Annotated in this window: 17 protein-coding genes; all 17 read right to left on the bottom strand. The window is 35.8% G+C overall.

The features are described from left to right. Positions 1 to 98: 98 nt before the first annotated feature. The 17 genes from BUA93_RS05050 to BUA93_RS16175 all read right to left on the bottom strand — a co-directional run bounded on the left by BUA93_RS05050 (position 99) and on the right by BUA93_RS16175 (position 15,551). The gene (locus BUA93_RS05050) at positions 99 to 1,184 is read right to left on the bottom strand and encodes a glycosyltransferase family 4 protein (RefSeq protein WP_072977954.1); all 1,086 of its coding nucleotides are present in this window, start codon (positions 1,182 to 1,184) and stop codon (positions 99 to 101) included. Then, positions 1,185 to 1,811 carry an acyltransferase gene (locus BUA93_RS05045; protein WP_072977952.1) on the bottom strand — a complete coding sequence of 209 codons (627 nt, stop codon included), beginning with the start codon at positions 1,809 to 1,811 and terminating at the stop codon, positions 1,185 to 1,187. 66 nt (positions 1,812 to 1,877) lie between these two features. Beyond that, positions 1,878 to 3,131 (bottom strand): polysaccharide pyruvyl transferase family protein, encoded by a 1,254-nt coding sequence (locus BUA93_RS05040; RefSeq protein ID WP_072977950.1) that lies wholly within the window; start codon positions 3,129 to 3,131, stop codon positions 1,878 to 1,880. 3 nt (positions 3,132 to 3,134) lie between these two features. Further along, positions 3,135 to 4,124 (bottom strand): glycosyltransferase family 2 protein, encoded by a 990-nt coding sequence (locus tag BUA93_RS05035; protein WP_217650988.1) that lies wholly within the window; start codon positions 4,122 to 4,124, stop codon positions 3,135 to 3,137. Positions 4,125 to 4,132: 8 nt separating this feature from the next. Then, complete coding sequence (locus BUA93_RS05030; protein WP_083597137.1) at positions 4,133 to 4,993, bottom strand: SDR family NAD(P)-dependent oxidoreductase; 861 nt, start codon at positions 4,991 to 4,993, stop codon at positions 4,133 to 4,135. Beyond that, positions 4,990 to 6,135 (bottom strand): glycosyltransferase, encoded by a 1,146-nt coding sequence (locus tag BUA93_RS05025; protein ID WP_072977947.1) that lies wholly within the window; start codon positions 6,133 to 6,135, stop codon positions 4,990 to 4,992. The genes BUA93_RS05030 and BUA93_RS05025 overlap by 4 nt, the downstream gene beginning before the upstream one ends. A 1-nt stretch (position 6,136) precedes the next feature. Further along, on the bottom strand, positions 6,137 to 6,487 hold the full coding sequence (locus BUA93_RS16180; protein WP_175547372.1) for an acyltransferase: 351 nt from the start codon (positions 6,485 to 6,487) through the stop codon (positions 6,137 to 6,139). Positions 6,488 to 6,737: 250 nt separating this feature from the next. Then, positions 6,738 to 7,709, bottom strand: coding sequence for a hypothetical protein (locus tag BUA93_RS05015; RefSeq protein ID WP_083597133.1), 972 nt, complete (start codon positions 7,707 to 7,709; stop codon positions 6,738 to 6,740). Position 7,710: 1 nt separating this feature from the next. After that, a complete protein-coding gene (locus BUA93_RS05010) occupies positions 7,711 to 8,385 on the bottom strand; it encodes a glycosyltransferase family 4 protein (protein ID WP_175547371.1) in 675 nt (224 codons plus the stop codon). Positions 8,386 to 8,400: 15 nt separating this feature from the next. Further along, positions 8,401 to 9,000 (bottom strand): hypothetical protein, encoded by a 600-nt coding sequence (locus tag BUA93_RS05005; RefSeq protein ID WP_072977943.1) that lies wholly within the window; start codon positions 8,998 to 9,000, stop codon positions 8,401 to 8,403. A 9-nt stretch (positions 9,001 to 9,009) separates the two neighbouring features. After that, entirely contained in the window at positions 9,010 to 9,705 is a 696-nt protein-coding gene (locus BUA93_RS05000; RefSeq protein WP_072977941.1) for an EpsG family protein, read from the bottom strand. Beyond that, positions 9,683 to 10,186, bottom strand: coding sequence for an EpsG family protein (locus BUA93_RS04995; protein ID WP_072977939.1), 504 nt, complete (start codon positions 10,184 to 10,186; stop codon positions 9,683 to 9,685). Before BUA93_RS04995 ends, BUA93_RS05000 begins: the two co-directional genes overlap by 23 nt. A gap of 39 nt (positions 10,187 to 10,225) precedes the next feature. Continuing rightward, entirely contained in the window at positions 10,226 to 11,290 is a 1,065-nt protein-coding gene (locus tag BUA93_RS04990; RefSeq protein ID WP_072977937.1) for a polysaccharide pyruvyl transferase family protein, read from the bottom strand. Beyond that, the gene (locus BUA93_RS04985; RefSeq protein WP_072977935.1) at positions 11,287 to 13,029 is read right to left on the bottom strand and encodes a thiamine pyrophosphate-binding protein; all 1,743 of its coding nucleotides are present in this window, start codon (positions 13,027 to 13,029) and stop codon (positions 11,287 to 11,289) included. The genes BUA93_RS04990 and BUA93_RS04985 overlap by 4 nt, the downstream gene beginning before the upstream one ends. Before the next feature lie 6 nt (positions 13,030 to 13,035). Next, positions 13,036 to 13,845: an SDR family NAD(P)-dependent oxidoreductase gene (locus BUA93_RS04980; protein WP_072977933.1), complete on the bottom strand. Its 810-nt coding sequence runs from the start codon at positions 13,843 to 13,845 to the stop codon at positions 13,036 to 13,038. Continuing rightward, a complete protein-coding gene (locus BUA93_RS04975; protein ID WP_072977931.1) occupies positions 13,842 to 15,371 on the bottom strand; it encodes an oligosaccharide flippase family protein in 1,530 nt (509 codons plus the stop codon). The genes BUA93_RS04980 and BUA93_RS04975 overlap by 4 nt, the downstream gene beginning before the upstream one ends. A gap of 27 nt (positions 15,372 to 15,398) precedes the next feature. Beyond that, on the bottom strand, positions 15,399 to 15,551 hold the full coding sequence (locus tag BUA93_RS16175) for a hypothetical protein (RefSeq protein WP_175547370.1): 153 nt from the start codon (positions 15,549 to 15,551) through the stop codon (positions 15,399 to 15,401). Between the last annotated feature and the right edge of the window lie 5 nt (positions 15,552 to 15,556).

The raw sequence follows: 15,556 nt of genomic DNA, 5'->3' as shown, positions 1-15,556 counted from the left end.
TTTCAATATCCCGGCAAAGCGGTTTTCAAAAGACTGTAGTGTAAATTCGGACTTGAACTTTTTATAGCCGTTTTCGCCATACTGGGTTCGTAAGAAATTCAACGGACCTCCGCATAAATTTCATTTAATTTTTTCACATATGCTTGAGGCGAGAATCTTTTAAAAATTGTATTACGAGCTTTTTCGCCAAGTCTTTTGACCATATTTCGATTATCATGCAGATTCCTAATTCCTTTAACAATACTATCAGAATCTTTGACACTTATAAAGATCCCATTCTCTCCATTTTCAACAACCTCTGGAATTGAACCAACTGGAGTAACAACAGGAACAACTCCATAACTCATACATTCGAGAAGAGACATAGGCAAACCTTCAAAATACGAAGGCAGGACAAACACGTCAAGACTTCTGAGAAAATCACATTTTGTTTTTCCATAGACTAATCCTGCATAATGGAAATCATCCTCCAGTAGCCTATCAAAACGAGGAAGAAATTCTCCATTCATCTGTTCTTTTCCAGCGATGGTTAGTTTAAAGGGAACCCCCTCTTTTTTCAAGACTTCGCAAGCACTAAGCAATTCCGTCATACCCTTATTCGGTTCAATTCGACCAAGATAACCTATAACTAGAGGTTTGTTACAAGAATTATTTTTTTTTGCACTCGCATATTCTTCGGCATCTTTCAAATCCACGCAGTTAGGCAAAGAATGCACATTCTTGGCAGCAAAGCGATTCTTCAAAATTTGGACTTCTGAATTACTCAAAACTATAAAAGGAACATTCCAAGAGAAAACCTTCTTTAAAATAAGCTTCAAATAGTACGGAATCTTTGGAGCCGTTAAAAACAAGCCTCCATGAACATGGATAACGAGTTTTCTATTCTTCTTTATACAATAAGACAAAAAAGGAAAATCCCTTATAATTGAGAAACCCGACAAAGGAAACGAATAGTGAATAATCGCGTCTGAATTTTCATCAACAAATTCGCGCCATTTTACATAAGATTTTATAATTCGGGTTACCCTATGCAAGCCCCCCTTTTCTTTGTCTTTTTTGCCAAGTTCAAAATGAAGGTAATTCACTTCCGGATTATTGTCAATGATAAAATTGACAACGCTAGAGATGCCACTCACATTTTGCGTCGGATCCAACGAAGGCGCTGTAATAATAACGTTAGTCATTTACTTACCAGGATAATTCTCACGAATTTCTTCTAATTGTTTTCTCGTATAGCGTTCACTTTCAGGATAGAGATTTTTTTCATGCTCAATAATTTGATCAACTGAAAATCTAAATTTAAGCACTTTTGCAGGAACGCCACCAACAATACTGTATGGAGGGCAAGATTTCGTCACAACAGCACCCGCAGCTGCCACACATCCCCTTCCTATAGTCACACCTTTTAATATAGTTACATTAGCTCCGCACCAGACATCATCTTCAATTACAACAGGAGCATCATAAGGACTTACATTTGAACCATTCAGTTTGTCTTCGTCAGATACATCAGCTATATATTTTCCAATCAAATCAATGCGGTGATCGCCTGTTATTATAGTTGGATGAGGGCCAAAGATTACTTTTCTTCCTATGGTCAATGGAGCGCCCGTACAATAAAAAGTACTTCCTTTAGGAATAATTGCGTCATCTCCAATAGATAAATTTTCCAACCCCTTAAAATCAGAAAACATTGGTCGGAGATACACATTTTTTCCGCAATATTTCATACTCTTTTTGTATAACACAGTAATAAATTTATCCAGAACATATGGAATTGATTTACTTATTTTTATACAAAAGTTTATCATGTTTTCTCCAAAAATTTCAATCTAACAAACATTCCCCAAAAATCACATCATCCATTCACACATATTTTAAACGGACATTAAATGAGCCATTAAATCACTCCGCATACTTGAAATACGTTTGTTCAACCGTTCCAAATTAACGTCATAATTCAAAAACATCTGATCTACAAAATCCTTCAAAGCGCACTCATTCACATAATCAATATCTACAGAATAGTCCTCAAATTGAATATTCTTCATATATTCTCGTAATTTATACAAATAATTGACAGCAACAATAGGTTTTCCACCGGCACCAGAGCAAAGAATAGCCGCATGCATTCGAGTGACTATGCCAAAATAACATTGACTGTATATTGCAGCCAGCTCCATAGGAGTTAACAAACGTTGGATTGAAACAACTCTATCTTTGTGTTTCATTAACGAAATAACAGAATCTGCCGCAGTTGTATCGCTAACCTTGTAGCAATTAGAGACCACCGTAGGCGTAAACAAAATATTTTTGTCATACTTTTCAACAATGTAATCAAGAACCTTCGCATGTGCTTCATTGTATTCAGGCATCCTTGCAGGGCCCTTAGCTTTCCGGAACAACCAATCAATTACAGAAACAGCAATAAATCCCGATTCAATTCCAAACTCATTTAATAACTGTTGTGTTTTTTCCGATGCAGAATCCTGCAATAGCGCAATATCAAAAGAATTAAATATATGCGGAGCCTTGCAATGCCATTCCTTTAAAATATCAAAAGTTTTTTGATCCCGAACGAATATAGCATAACTAGCATTCAAAATCCGTTTAGCTGCACATATCGTACTTCTATAAAAAACAGGCCCAATAGTCAACGACAAGTGAACCAGTTTCTTGCCCATCTTTATGAAAATTCCGAGTTCACTAAGAGACAACAATGCCGTTTTAAAATATATATCGTTAATTCGTTCAGCACCTATACAATAAACAAAGTCCGCTGATTCAACTTCTTTGAGAATTTTCTTTCTTCTACCAAGTAACAAACAAGAAATTTTATTCGAGAACAACAGCAAAAAACGAGTATACACAATCCATAAAATACATTGGACCAACCAAGCCAATTTAACAAAAGTACCAGCAAGGGGAACAATAAAGAGATCTCCCATAACAACAACATTAGAGTGTAGGCCTTCTTTTGTCAAAGCATCATCTACAGAATCCGGGACCGAAGACAATACAATAATTTCGCACCCCGGATGTTTTTCTCTAGCAATTTTTATAGCATTTTCTATCAATGCCATAGACCCCACATTTCCAGCAGGGCCACCTTCTGCAATCACTATTTTCATTCATTACTCCATCAAATCTGCCTTAAGCTGCCTTTTTTTCCACCACAATATAAACTTAGCCATAGCGTAAGGAGATATGGCGTATGCAATTATTCTGATTTTTTCCTTAAGCGACACTGTAGAATGAATTAGAACGTTTAAAGCATTTTTGCGAATACCTTTTTTCGCATTTTTATACTGTTCGTGATACAGGGAATATGCTGACGCCCCCACAATGTACATAACAACCATAAAATAATTATTATAAATGTGCCAATTGCAGGCATTTACAGTCTTGGGCGTACGTACAATCAAATTATTCTTTATGTTATTAATATTCCATTGTGCACTCAAAGCATTTTCAACTTGGCGTACAGTCGTACCACTATTTGGATTATTCAACCTATAGTTATATACCTTTCTATGCCCTACCGCAACCTGATTAGATAGTTGAGCAGCCATAACAGAGAAGTACAAACCTTCGCCAAACCACGGAACAGAGAATGAAAGATTATTATCCCGAATAACCTTAGTTGTATAAACCTTATTCCAAGGTCCAATAGGAGTATCTATATACAAGATTCCACAAGCCGCACGCTCTTTTGACCAGACACGCACAAAGTCAGTTTCATTTTGCTTTCGATCTCTAGTCGAGAACACGCAATCTGACATAGACATTTGGCAATTGTTCGTTTCCATTATATTTACAAGATACTCTACACAGTCAGATTCCATCCAGTCGTCGCCATCTGCAAGCATCAAGTACTCACCGGAAACAGCCTTCAGCCCAGCATTTCGAGCATCGCAACAGCCTCCATTTTTCTTGTGAATAACAACGACCCTGTTATCTTTTTTGGCGTATTCATCAGCAATTTCGCCACATCTATCAGGAGATTCGTCGTCGACAAGAATAAGCTCTATATTCTGATATGTTTGATTCAATACAGAATCAACCAGCTTATTCATAAACGGTTCTGACTTATACAGCGGAACAACAATTGAAACCTTTTTCATTTTGGACCTCATCTAATATCGAATATTCCTCGGCCACCAGACAAAAATATAGTTTGTCCAGCAACAGTATTTCCAAGCGAGCTAACCAGCATACATGCATATTCGGCAACTTCTTCAGGCATTGTCAATCGTTCTAAAGGATTCTGATTTGTGTAAATACTGCCACCCACAAGTTCATCTTGCATAGTTGTAGCCGTAGGACCAGGTGCAATTCCATTAACAACAATTCCATAAGGAACAAGCTCCTTCGCCAAGCCCTCAATATAACCATTCAAGCAACGTTTTGACAAGCTATAAGGAGACCAAGACGGCTCCGCTCCACGAGAAGAAGATATGATTAAAATATTCCCGTTTTTTTTCAATTCCACCATTCGCTTAGCAATTTTCTGGCATATAAAATACACGCCTCTCATATTGACATTCATAATGTCATCGAATTCATCAGTACTTACCGACATGTAATTAAAGCCTTTTCTTTTCACATGAATACCAGAACTACACACCAAGATATCTATTTTCCCGTATTTATTTTCAACCTCATTTATTTTGTCATCAAAACTAGAGATATCCTTTAAATTCAGCGTTACAAAGCCGTCTGCATTACAATCCTTCGCAACATTCTTTAGCTTTGATTCATTAGAACCTGTTATAATTACATAGCAACCACATTCCTTCAATTTTTTAGCAATAGCACTCCCAATACCTCCAGAGCCTCCAACAACAAGAGCTTTTTTACCTTCAAGCATTTTTTCTTTTGAAGTAATCGAGACTATTGGGATATACCGTTTATGTTTAAACAGAGTAACCAATTTTAAAATTATTTTCTTTATCATAACCATACCTTTTTTATTTAATGTTTTTAAGTTCATTCATTAATCTTTTCTATAATCGCTTTAATTTTTTTACCATATTCCCGATAATCAAAAGAACTTTGTCCAACTGAAAAACCATTTTCGCCAATTTCATCGGCTCTAGATCTGTTATCAACTAAAAAGCGCATCGCCTCACAATATCCGGCAACATCATACTTAGCAAGAATAGCACTCTCCCGGTCCTTAAAATAAAAAGGAATTTCACCAACAGCGCTAGTTATTATCGGTCTACGCGTGGCAACGTATTCCGCAATTTTTTGAGAAAAACGTGCCTTATCCTGAAGGCTATTTGGATCTAAAGGAATCAGCAAACCTATTGACGATGCAAAAATTTCGTCCAACTCTTGACGCGGAACTTTATTTTTGACAATGATATTTTCATTATCAGCATAAGACTGCACCAGCTCTTGCGTTTTTTTCAGAACACGATCATTTCCTTGAATCACAAGAACTAATTGGACATCTCGGTATTTTTCCTGTTTATGAAGCTCACGAAAAGAATCCAAGACCAACGTATTTCTCAGCAAATACTCGCCAGCACAACAATACGTAAAATGGCTTGCAATTTTCTGTCGTTGATACTTCACATCAAAATCAGCCAAAATAGGAATCAACATATTAGGCTTATGGAATCGATTACACTTTTCTCTTAGAAAATGACCTATAGGGAAAATTGCATTTACAAAATAACCAAAAGTATAATCTAAAAGGCATCCTCGTATTTTCGAAACAAAGCCTTGACTTAAACCGGCATGCCATTCATGAAAAAGGCAACTTCTGGAATACCCCTGCAACCAAGCCATAGCAAAATAAACATATATAAAAGGAACCATTTCCATTCCGATTATTATATGGTTTACCTCACCTTTACGCTTCTTATTCTTTAGGGTTTTCCATAATTTGGGCAAGTTCACAAAGAAACTTTTTAGGCGATTAGTTCTCGGAAATATACAGTAGTCTATTCCGTTTTCGGAAATACCTGACATTTCCTCTCTGATATCATAAGCACCAAAAGCACCATCTATAATAGACACAGAGCAGCCACATTCCTTTAAGCCACGAGCAATAAATTCACTCTTGGAATTATTGGCAGAAAATCGCTTCGGATACCCCTCACCAGTCATAAGAATCACGTTCATACTAATTCAAGCCCTTTATCACTTTACATGGATTTCCTGCCGCTACAACATTGGCAGGAATATCGTGAGTAACGACACTCCCAGCACCAATTACAGTATTTTCACCAATGTGTACACCCTTCAAAACCTTGACTCCATAACCAAGCCAAACGTTATCATCAATAACAACAGGAGCATCCTTCCCAGATCTGGGATCATCCGAATGCCAATCGCTATCTGTAATCATAGTATTGGCTCCACAACGTACGCCATTGCCCAGTTTTATAGACAACGCAGCACCAATAACGGTTCCCGAAAAGCCGCAATTGTTACCAATATGGATTTCGGCTCTGCGCGCTATTGTGGAAATCATACACGGAGAAAAAACACCTATCAAATTTGACCGATGAGACGAATTGAAACAAGAGTTGTTTCCTATAGAAATTATAGAATCGGGTTCTGTACGGAAAACTGTCTTTCCATAAAAACGGTTCTTTGAGCCCAAATTGACCCCCCACCACCAGGCGGTCAAAACATTCGGCAACAGCCAAAAATATTTGGAAAACCTTTTCCAAGCGACATTGCAATAATGAGCTAGACTATTCGATTTATGCACCATAACATTACCAATAGCAACCAGATTCAACAGATGACGCATTCTTTATTTTTTCAGATCCATCTGGATACACCCAATACTCATTAAACAAATCTCTGTAGCAAGAGTTCGTGTATTGGGACTCCCAGCGTTTTCCTTTAATTCCAAACAAGAGCTGTAATCCTCCCCCTAGATGAAATCCCTTTTTCCCGATTTCTTTGCAATGAGCAGCCAAAGGTAAGCCATAGGCACCACACCCAATAAGAGCCACATCAAAATCCGCCTGGTCAATTTGCTTGATCATCGAATCCAGAGCTTCGAACCAGTTGGCAAATTTACATTTTTCGCCCGCTAAAGTTTGTACGGCCTTTATAACCGTAAGGCGCTTAAAATCAGGGAGCCAGTCCTTTGAAGGGAATAAATGGGCTCTTTTTTCATACTGTTTTTCAATGGTTTCCTTAAAAGGGTGAATAACAAGAACCTTTTTTCCTTCTAGGGCCTTCATCCAGGAATGCTCGACAAAAAATGGATACAGGGCCTCCAACTGAAAGAATTGACACTTGGAATTAAACGGCAAAAATTTTTCATAATAAGAAAAGCGCCCTGCTAAGTCCATTGTCGGAATATACTTCATATACAATTCTGCAAACTTTTCCAATTCTTTTAAATTACCACCGGGAAAGAATCCAGAAAATTGACACAAGTCATTGTCTAATCTAGGGAAATCCCACCAAGGAAGTCTTGTTTTGTCCGTAATGTAATTAAGCAATTTCTTGAAATAGCTTACATCACTATGAACCGTTATATAATTATTTATGACGGCACCTTCTGTCGTTCCCATTCTACCAATAAAGCAAGGCTTATCCGCACTTAATAAATCAAAAATGGCTCGATTGGCATTTTCTCTTTCATTTTCGCTAGGCCAAGACTGTCCAACATATTTTTTTCTAAAAGCTTTTTTGTAGACATTGCTTAGCAGCTTCATTATTTTCGTCTTCATATTACACCCTCGTATCATTTACGTGACCATTCGACAAACAAATTGATTCATAGATACGTTTCAATTCTTGAGCGACATTTTGGGGATTATGCCTTTGCGATGCACGGACTCTCGCATTTTTCCCCATACCAACATATTTAGCATAATTTTTTTCACAATCCATTATAAGTCCAGCAAGAACATACGGCTCTCCTTCCTGGTACATATACCCATCAACCCCATCTTTCATCATACTTGCAGTACCACCAACATAAGATGCAATTATGGGCATACCAAGTAACATAGCCTCGCATAATGTATTTGGACTGTTTTCAATTCTACTCACCTGAACAAATAAATTCGATGACATCATCTGATCAATCAGCCGAGAAGAGTCCATACGGCCTAAAAATTTAACATTTGATGAATTTCTGTTGAAAGAAGTCATTTTTTCGGAATACAAAGCTTTTTCGTCATCAGCCGTTATGCCAATAACGTTCCATTCAAAATTGAATTCCGCCTCTTCTAAAATTTTGGCGGCCTGGAAAATCACTTCGACCCCTTTCCACAAGCCAAAACTTATCGTCGAAACAATCTTGAATTTTTCATTTGATGGGACAGCCCATTCTTTCTTGAAAAAATCGCTACGAAGGATTTCATTACAGGTATAATATTTTCTTTCCGGATTCAATGCCAAAGAACACATTTCATCCTACTTCGTACGACCAATAATATTATCTATTTTCCGATAAATTCTTTTTTTCCTTAACGTTTTTCTGCAGAAACGGCGATACGAAGCAATAGAGCCATCAAGCAACACCCTTTTTATAAAGGGAGAATTTTTTTCTACAACTTCTTTAGGAATCCCTGAAAAATATTTATTCTTATAAGGGCCCAAAATTCCTTGTACCGACATACAAATTTTTCGAGAATCAATATGTTCCGCAATTAGCCCAAAATTTTCCTCAGATCCATGAATATGGATTACATCAGGATTAACACGAGATACGACATCTAGCAAACGAGGAACTTCAACGGCATCGTAACAATCTGAAAATTGGGATCTAAATCTATAGATATACCTTCCAATTTTTGAGCAATTTCCAGAACGCAATATAGGGTAATAATATATGCCAGAATAGCAAAAAGGTTCCATCGGCACCCCCCAGTAAAAAGCTATATGCAGCTCCACTTGAGGGTCTTTTTTCATTTCTTGAGAAAGAGCGTACAACCACCCACCACCAGTGACAGGCTTTCCAGTGAGCTTTTCTTCAGCCTCACAAGGCGTATTTGCAAACCAAAGAATTTTCATGATATTCTATCAATAGTATGGTAAATATTTTTTGTATAACTGATTTGGATTTTCAATCCATAAAGAAGGAGCTTCAATAATTGTTTTAAAATTTTTAAAGCCATAAGACATCGAATGCTTATCACTTACAAAAAATGCATTATAATAAAGACGACAAGAAATTAAAACAGCCATAATCAAAAACATCTTTGCAAATCTAACTTTTCCTTCAGCAAATAAATTTTCAACAGAAATCACAATAGCGAAAATCGTGCAATAATGATAATACAACAAAATTCGCCCGACATCTTTTTGAAAATAATTCGCCATAACAAAATAGAACAAAGACGCTTTTATCAAAACAAGCCTTATACCGGATTCTTTGTTTCCATAATAAAGCAGAATTAAAAAAACAACAGTTTCATAAAAAACATAAACAAATGTTTTCGATCTTCCACTTTCCAACTGTTGAGCATAATGAGCAAATTTGTCTGTCCTGTCAGATAAAAAATAAAAAATGGAATCCGCATATTTTGACAAATCCACCAAATATTGAAGCAAAAACAAAAACAATAAAAAAGCAGATATCTTTTTCGTAAGAGGTTGCTTAAAAAACACTATAGGCAGCAAAAATAAAGCACCGACAGAAGCTTTATGGATCATAAACGCGGCAACAAAACATAGAAAAACATAAAAACTTTTCTTAAAAAATTCTTTTATTTTCACACGATTCTAATGAAGACAAGTACACACCAAGCATAACAAAAGCCACTGATAAAAATTGTCTTTTTACAGTCATAAAAACAATTACATAATCAAAATTTATCAGCAAAATAAATGTAAACAGCCAAAGAAACCTTTCGTCAATACTTTTCCTACATATTTTATACATTACAAAAATTTCAAAAGCAGCAGTCACAAGATAGTACCCAATACCACCTATAGGTTGACAAATTTTTAATAAAAATGCACAAAAAGGTTCTACAGATTCACCAAATTCAAAAATAGATTTATCTGTGCGATTTACCAAATTAAACTTATTAAGCATAACACTATAGTCAACAGTGTTATAGAATTCAAAACCATAAATGAAGAATATTACAAAAAAAGTTAGTTTATAATACAAATCATGGTTATTTTCTGTTTCAAAACAACCCGCTTTATAAGCAAAAAAAAGTGCAACTATTACTAAAAAAGTATAAAACATATGATTTTATTTATTAGAATTATTAAATAACTCAAATAGTCATTTTTCACTATTTCTTACATCTTGTAAAAAATCCCAATATTTTTCTTTAAAATAAGCCGGATTAGCAGTTACTTGTCTCGAATCTTGCAAAATTCGACAAGCATTTTCATACGCATCCTCTAGATTTTCTGCATATTGGACATTTTCACCAAAAAATTCTTTTGGGAACCATTTAACGCCACTACTCAATTTATGATCAGCAGAATTAATAACAATTACAGGAGTATTGGCAATCGCAGAAAAGATAGTTCCATGATAACGATCTGTAATCACAACTTTATAGGTTGAAATTTTTTCAATAGTTTTATTTATCAATTCGTCACGATGCTTTCGCATTTCAACATTACTAATCTTTAGCGTCGTGTCAATCTTTTCTTTTCGAACATTTCCAAACCGATTCATCAAATCATCAATACTACTTGCAGAATAAAAAGTTTCAACATCATCACGCATGCAAAAAAGCACCCCGTCTCGATCAGCTTTATAAGATCGCGCACCAATCAAGCTAGTTACAATATCTGGGAAAAGCAATAATTTTGTTGATCCAAAAAGCTTTTTTGCATTTTCATAAGAAACTTCATCACGACACAAAATTGTGAGATTTTCTCGATTCCCAAATTTCTTTGCAACAAGCTGTTTAACAAACGGAGCATAAAAATTAATTGTTTGCGGAAGTATTATAAATTGATTATTCCAATGTTCCATCAAGAAAGCAAAGGAAAACCACCCCCCATGATGATCCGTAAAGAAATATCCACTATGTCCAATAAATATGTCTTTTTTACGAACAGTTAATTTTAGTACAATAAAAACCCAAAATGTGTAATTAAACAACAAGGATTTATTGTCATTAGCAAAGACCTGACAAATCAACGGGAATTCAAACAACTTGTAATTACCATAATTATTCTTAATCCATTTTTCAGTACACATCAACTGAGCCTGGTCTCCCAAATTAGGATGCTCAGGAATACAGAACAACAGCACTTTCTTCTTGAATGTAAAAAAAGCACCAAAGAAATAAGTTATCAAATGCAGGATATCAAAAAATATACGTTTCATACTATCCCTATTATATTCGTTTCATAATATTTTTTCAAATACGCTGTACCCTTTTCACCAACAAGATTAGTAACCATACCCTTTAAATGATCCTGTGCAGACTGAATTCTATTTGATTCAACAAGATTTTTCATAGCTACAACCTCATCATCCTCTTTTGTAAACACTTCCAAAACAATCGGTTGATTACAAGAAGAGACAAATAAATCTTTTTGGTTTTCAAATTCGTTTTTGGATGAAGCGGATAAATATTTAAAACCGCAATTTTCAGCCCATCCCTTAGCGTTACCATTATGACCATTTGCAGAAATAAAATCATCAACACGAACATCATTTTTCCAATTACGAGTCATAATTTTAAATTCAGCACCGCCATTATTATTAATAAGCAAGATACGTATATTCTTTTTAAGATGACGAATCCCTAAAGCATTCATATCATAGAAAAATGCTAAATCACCCGTAACAATAAAGCAAAGCTCATCCGTTTTCATGCTTTCACCAAAAAGCATGGAATTGCAGCCGTCTATACCAAACGCAGCCACATTAGCATACCCTTGAATACTTGGATCCAATTGGAAATAACTCCAACACCGCAAGCTATTAAGAATTGCAAAATTCATGACACTATTTGCAGGGATCTTAGAATGAAGCTGCTGTGCAACATAGCAATTAGAAAACGGCAGTTCTACATCATAGTTTATTGAATCACAAAGAGACTTCCATTCCTGGAAATAAGGATGTGCAGAAATCTCTTTTTTGACAAATCGTTCAAAGAAAAAATAATCAGGACATTCGAATATTTTTGTCAAATGACAATATGTATCTACATAAGCACCATCTTCTGACACTCTCCAGTGTTCCGCTTTTCCAAGTCCGTTAAGAGCTCCATAAATAGCGTAATCTCCTGTTTGACCACCAATTGTGATAAGAACATCTGGTTTCAACTGATTAAAGCCACCACAAGAAACCATCAAATTGGCAGAAACTGAATATTTTCCATGATAATTAGACAAATGATTTACATAAACGCACACATTATATTTTTCACAGAAGCAATCTATTGCTTTTAATTGTCTATCAGTAAATGGTCGATGTTCACCGACCACTATGAGAATTTTTTTGCCTTCTAAATCGACATCAGACCACTCATCCCATGCCATATAGCGAGTCAAAGGACGAATTTTGGGAAGTTCAATATTTTCAAATTGAATTTGTAATGCGTCTATAATTCGGATATTAAGCTGAACAGGTCCCGCACTTCTATGCTTTGTTTCCAAAATAGCATCCTTTGCATTATGGTAAACCTGTATCCGAGTGTTATCGTCAGTTACTGGAGGCAAATCAAAAGAAGCCTTCACAGAATCTTTAGGCAAGGAACACTGATCGGGAGCTTGCATATAATCTTGGTATTGGAAACGTTCCAATTTGGCTGTAGTTATAGCAAGAATCGGAACGTGCTTGTAAAAAGCTTCCGTCAAACCGGGAACATAATTACGAGTGGCCTGAGCACTCGTACAAGAAGTCGCTATTATCTCACCTGTTTGCAAATATAGACCTATTGCAAAATACATCGCACTACGTTCATCAGGAATTGAATAGCAAATAAAGAACGGATCGTCTTGAACAGCTTGAGAAATCGGAATGTTGGTACCACCAGGGCTAACGACAATATGCCTGATATTGTATTGTTTAAGAAGAGCAATGACTATTCGAACATTTTCTTGAATTGTGTACATAATAAGCTATTTTTCCTTGTCAATTGTTCCTGAGCCGCCTGTTATAAAAAATGTATCCCCAACAATCCCTTCGCCTTGAGGCCCCACCATAAAAAGAGCCAAAGACGCAATTTCTTCGGGCATAGACATTCTCCCTGAGGGATTTGCAGGCCAAGTTAGATTGTTTTCTGTTCTTAGCATAGGAGTCAACGTAGGACCAGGAGCAATCCCATTCACAACAATACCATGCTTTATCAGTTTATGAGCGAACCCCTCTGTTATTCCTTGAACAGCACGCTTACTAATCTCATATGGAGTCCAAGATGGCTTTAATGCCGATGCAGAACAAACATTTAAAATATGTCCCTTAACACCATACTTTATCATCAAATTAGAAATCTTTTGAGAGATGAAATATAAGGCTTTCACATTTGTATCCATAACAGCGTTGAAGGTATCTTCTGACACCTGACCAAAAGCATCATTACCATGGATTCCGGCAGAATTTACAAGAATATCTATCGGAGTTTCGCAAAATATTTTTTCAATTATACATTCAGCATTTTGAACATCACAAATGTCCAAAACAATATATTTACAATGGATTTGTTCAGCAGCTACTTGAAGTTTTTTTTCATTTCTCCCACAGATAAAAACATTTGCACCAGCAAGACTCAAAGCCTTAGCTATTGCAAAGCCAATTCCACACCCGCCCCCCGTAATCAAGGCTGTTTTTCCTTTCAACAGTTCATTTGAAGGTACAGTTACAACAATAGGTTTTAAAACCGTTATTGTTCGCGTAGTTAACTTTTTAATGATTTTTTTTATAAAACTCATTTTTTTAAGAACCTCGCTCTGATTCCATTTTGAACGGCTAACTTCTCATTTTTTGAAAGACCGAAGAAAAACGAAGATAAACTAGCTATTAAAACACAAATAATCGTATTGACAAAAAAACGTAAAACGGATGGCTCCATGAGCTCAGTTATAAAAAACGGAATGGGCAACGAGAATAACGTAACCAAGAAAATACGAAAAACAACATCACGAATATATAAAAAAGGAGGAAAATCAAGCATTTGCTTCATCAAAAACAATCGAACTACATCAACCACAAAATAAACCAAAGCAAAAACAACATAACAAGATTCTACTGGGAAACCTAAATAATAAGCCAACCAAGAAAGAGGAAAAACCAAGCAGCCAACAGATGTAATTGTCAACACATATTTTTTTATTTTTCCTGTCGCCATGCAGGCTGTATAACCAGTATTCCCCAATACATCAAGTATAGAGCAAATTATGGTAAGTCTAAAGAACGCAACAGTATGTTCAGGAACAACATTTAACCAAAGTTTAAGAACAGTTGGTGTTTCAAAAATAAATGGTAACGCGAAAATCAAAAAAAGCAAATACGAAAACCTCGAGCCCCTACAAATAAGCTTGTTCATTTCAGCAAACTTTCCCGCAGCATAATTCTTAGTTATTTGGGGGTTGATTGCTGTTGTAAAGTCATAAACAAATTTTTTTATAGCGGTTTCCATTTGAACAGCAATACCTCGTGCAGCATTTGAAGCAACCCCAAAGAAAACATTTATAAGAATATTGACTCCTTGAGTATTAAATATAAAAGCGCAATTAGTAAAAAAGCTCCAGCCCGCAAAACCAGTCATTTCATGCACAAGCTCTTTGTCATAGCAGAACTTATATCTCGTTTCTGAAAAATTCCGATGACAATAAATTCCATAAATCAATCGAATAATTACCGAAATCAGTACAAGCAAAACAGCATACGTAACTAATTTATCCCATGAAGATATGTACAAAAAATAAGCAACAAGCAATTTCAATACAGCTTCTAAAACTCCAATGTAAGCAAAAGTTTTCATCTTTTCATGGGCAATAATCGCTGCATTATAAGGGACACTAACAAGATTAACAACAAAAGCAATTAATGAACACTGCAAAACCCAAACGGCCGCAATAAGACGTCCATCAGGAATATTTGCTTTATAATTCAAGAACCATAATCCAGCAATTTCACCTAATATAAAAACAACAGCTCCAATTACTATTTGGATATTTACGCTTGTTGAAAAAATTCTATTAAGTTTTTCACCGCCTCCTTTACCAAGTTCAAACGTTAAAAACCTACTAATAGAGGAAGATAAGGCTCCTGAAATAACAGAGAACATCGCAACAAAGCCACCAACAACATTATACATACCGAAATCTTCAACACCAAGAGCATTTAGAACTACCCTACTAGTAAAAAGAGATACAGCCATCACAAACATTGTGCGCACATAAAGCAACAATGTATTTTTCGCAATTCTCTTGTTATTTTCGTGTTCTGTAGCCATAATTCATATTAAGCATTCAATATATGCTTATCCCGCCACCCGATATTCTGTCACCAACAGTTGGCTATCTTCACTATTTTGCAAACGGTTGAATATACAAAAAACATTCCCGAACAGGTCGGGAATGACAAATAAGGCGGTTGCCTTGACAAGAATGAATCGTTCAAAAGCAACCACCATTCCCT

Source organism: Fibrobacter sp. UWH4 (genome assembly GCF_900142475.1).
In the GTDB taxonomy this organism is placed as follows: domain Bacteria; phylum Fibrobacterota; class Fibrobacteria; order Fibrobacterales; family Fibrobacteraceae; genus Fibrobacter.
The sequence above is the reverse complement of the archived record's forward strand: the minus strand, read 5'-3'. Positions and strand labels throughout refer to the sequence as shown.

Bases quoted from the DNA above. Each gene is read 5' to 3' on its own strand.
- BUA93_RS04975 (WP_072977931.1), bottom strand. From the start codon at position 15,371: ATGGCTACAGAACACGAAAATAACAAGAGAATTGCGAAAAATACATTG.
- BUA93_RS16180 (WP_175547372.1), bottom strand. From the start codon at position 6,487: ATGATTTCCACAATAGCGCGCAGAGCCGAAATCCATATTGGTAACAAT.
- BUA93_RS05005 (WP_072977943.1), bottom strand. From the start codon at position 9,000: ATGAAAATTCTTTGGTTTGCAAATACGCCTTGTGAGGCTGAAGAAAAG.
- BUA93_RS04985 (WP_072977935.1), bottom strand. From the start codon at position 13,029: ATGTACACAATTCAAGAAAATGTTCGAATAGTCATTGCTCTTCTTAAA.
- BUA93_RS04995 (WP_072977939.1), bottom strand. From the start codon at position 10,186: ATGTTTTATACTTTTTTAGTAATAGTTGCACTTTTTTTTGCTTATAAA.
- BUA93_RS05025 (WP_072977947.1), bottom strand. From the start codon at position 6,135: ATGAACGTGATTCTTATGACTGGTGAGGGGTATCCGAAGCGATTTTCT.
- BUA93_RS05015 (WP_083597133.1), bottom strand. From the start codon at position 7,709: ATGAAGACGAAAATAATGAAGCTGCTAAGCAATGTCTACAAAAAAGCT.
- BUA93_RS04980 (WP_072977933.1), bottom strand. From the start codon at position 13,845: ATGAGTTTTATAAAAAAAATCATTAAAAAGTTAACTACGCGAACAATA.
- BUA93_RS16175 (WP_175547370.1), bottom strand. From the start codon at position 15,551: ATGGTGGTTGCTTTTGAACGATTCATTCTTGTCAAGGCAACCGCCTTA.
- BUA93_RS05045 (WP_072977952.1), bottom strand. From the start codon at position 1,811: ATGATAAACTTTTGTATAAAAATAAGTAAATCAATTCCATATGTTCTG.
- BUA93_RS04990 (WP_072977937.1), bottom strand. From the start codon at position 11,290: ATGAAACGTATATTTTTTGATATCCTGCATTTGATAACTTATTTCTTT.
- BUA93_RS05035 (WP_217650988.1), bottom strand. From the start codon at position 4,124: ATGAAAAAGGTTTCAATTGTTGTTCCGCTGTATAAGTCAGAACCGTTT.
- BUA93_RS05040 (WP_072977950.1), bottom strand. From the start codon at position 3,131: ATGAAAATAGTGATTGCAGAAGGTGGCCCTGCTGGAAATGTGGGGTCT.
- BUA93_RS05030 (WP_083597137.1), bottom strand. From the start codon at position 4,993: ATGAACTTAAAAACATTAAATAAAAAAGGTATGGTTATGATAAAGAAA.
- BUA93_RS05050 (WP_072977954.1), bottom strand. From the start codon at position 1,184: ATGACTAACGTTATTATTACAGCGCCTTCGTTGGATCCGACGCAAAAT.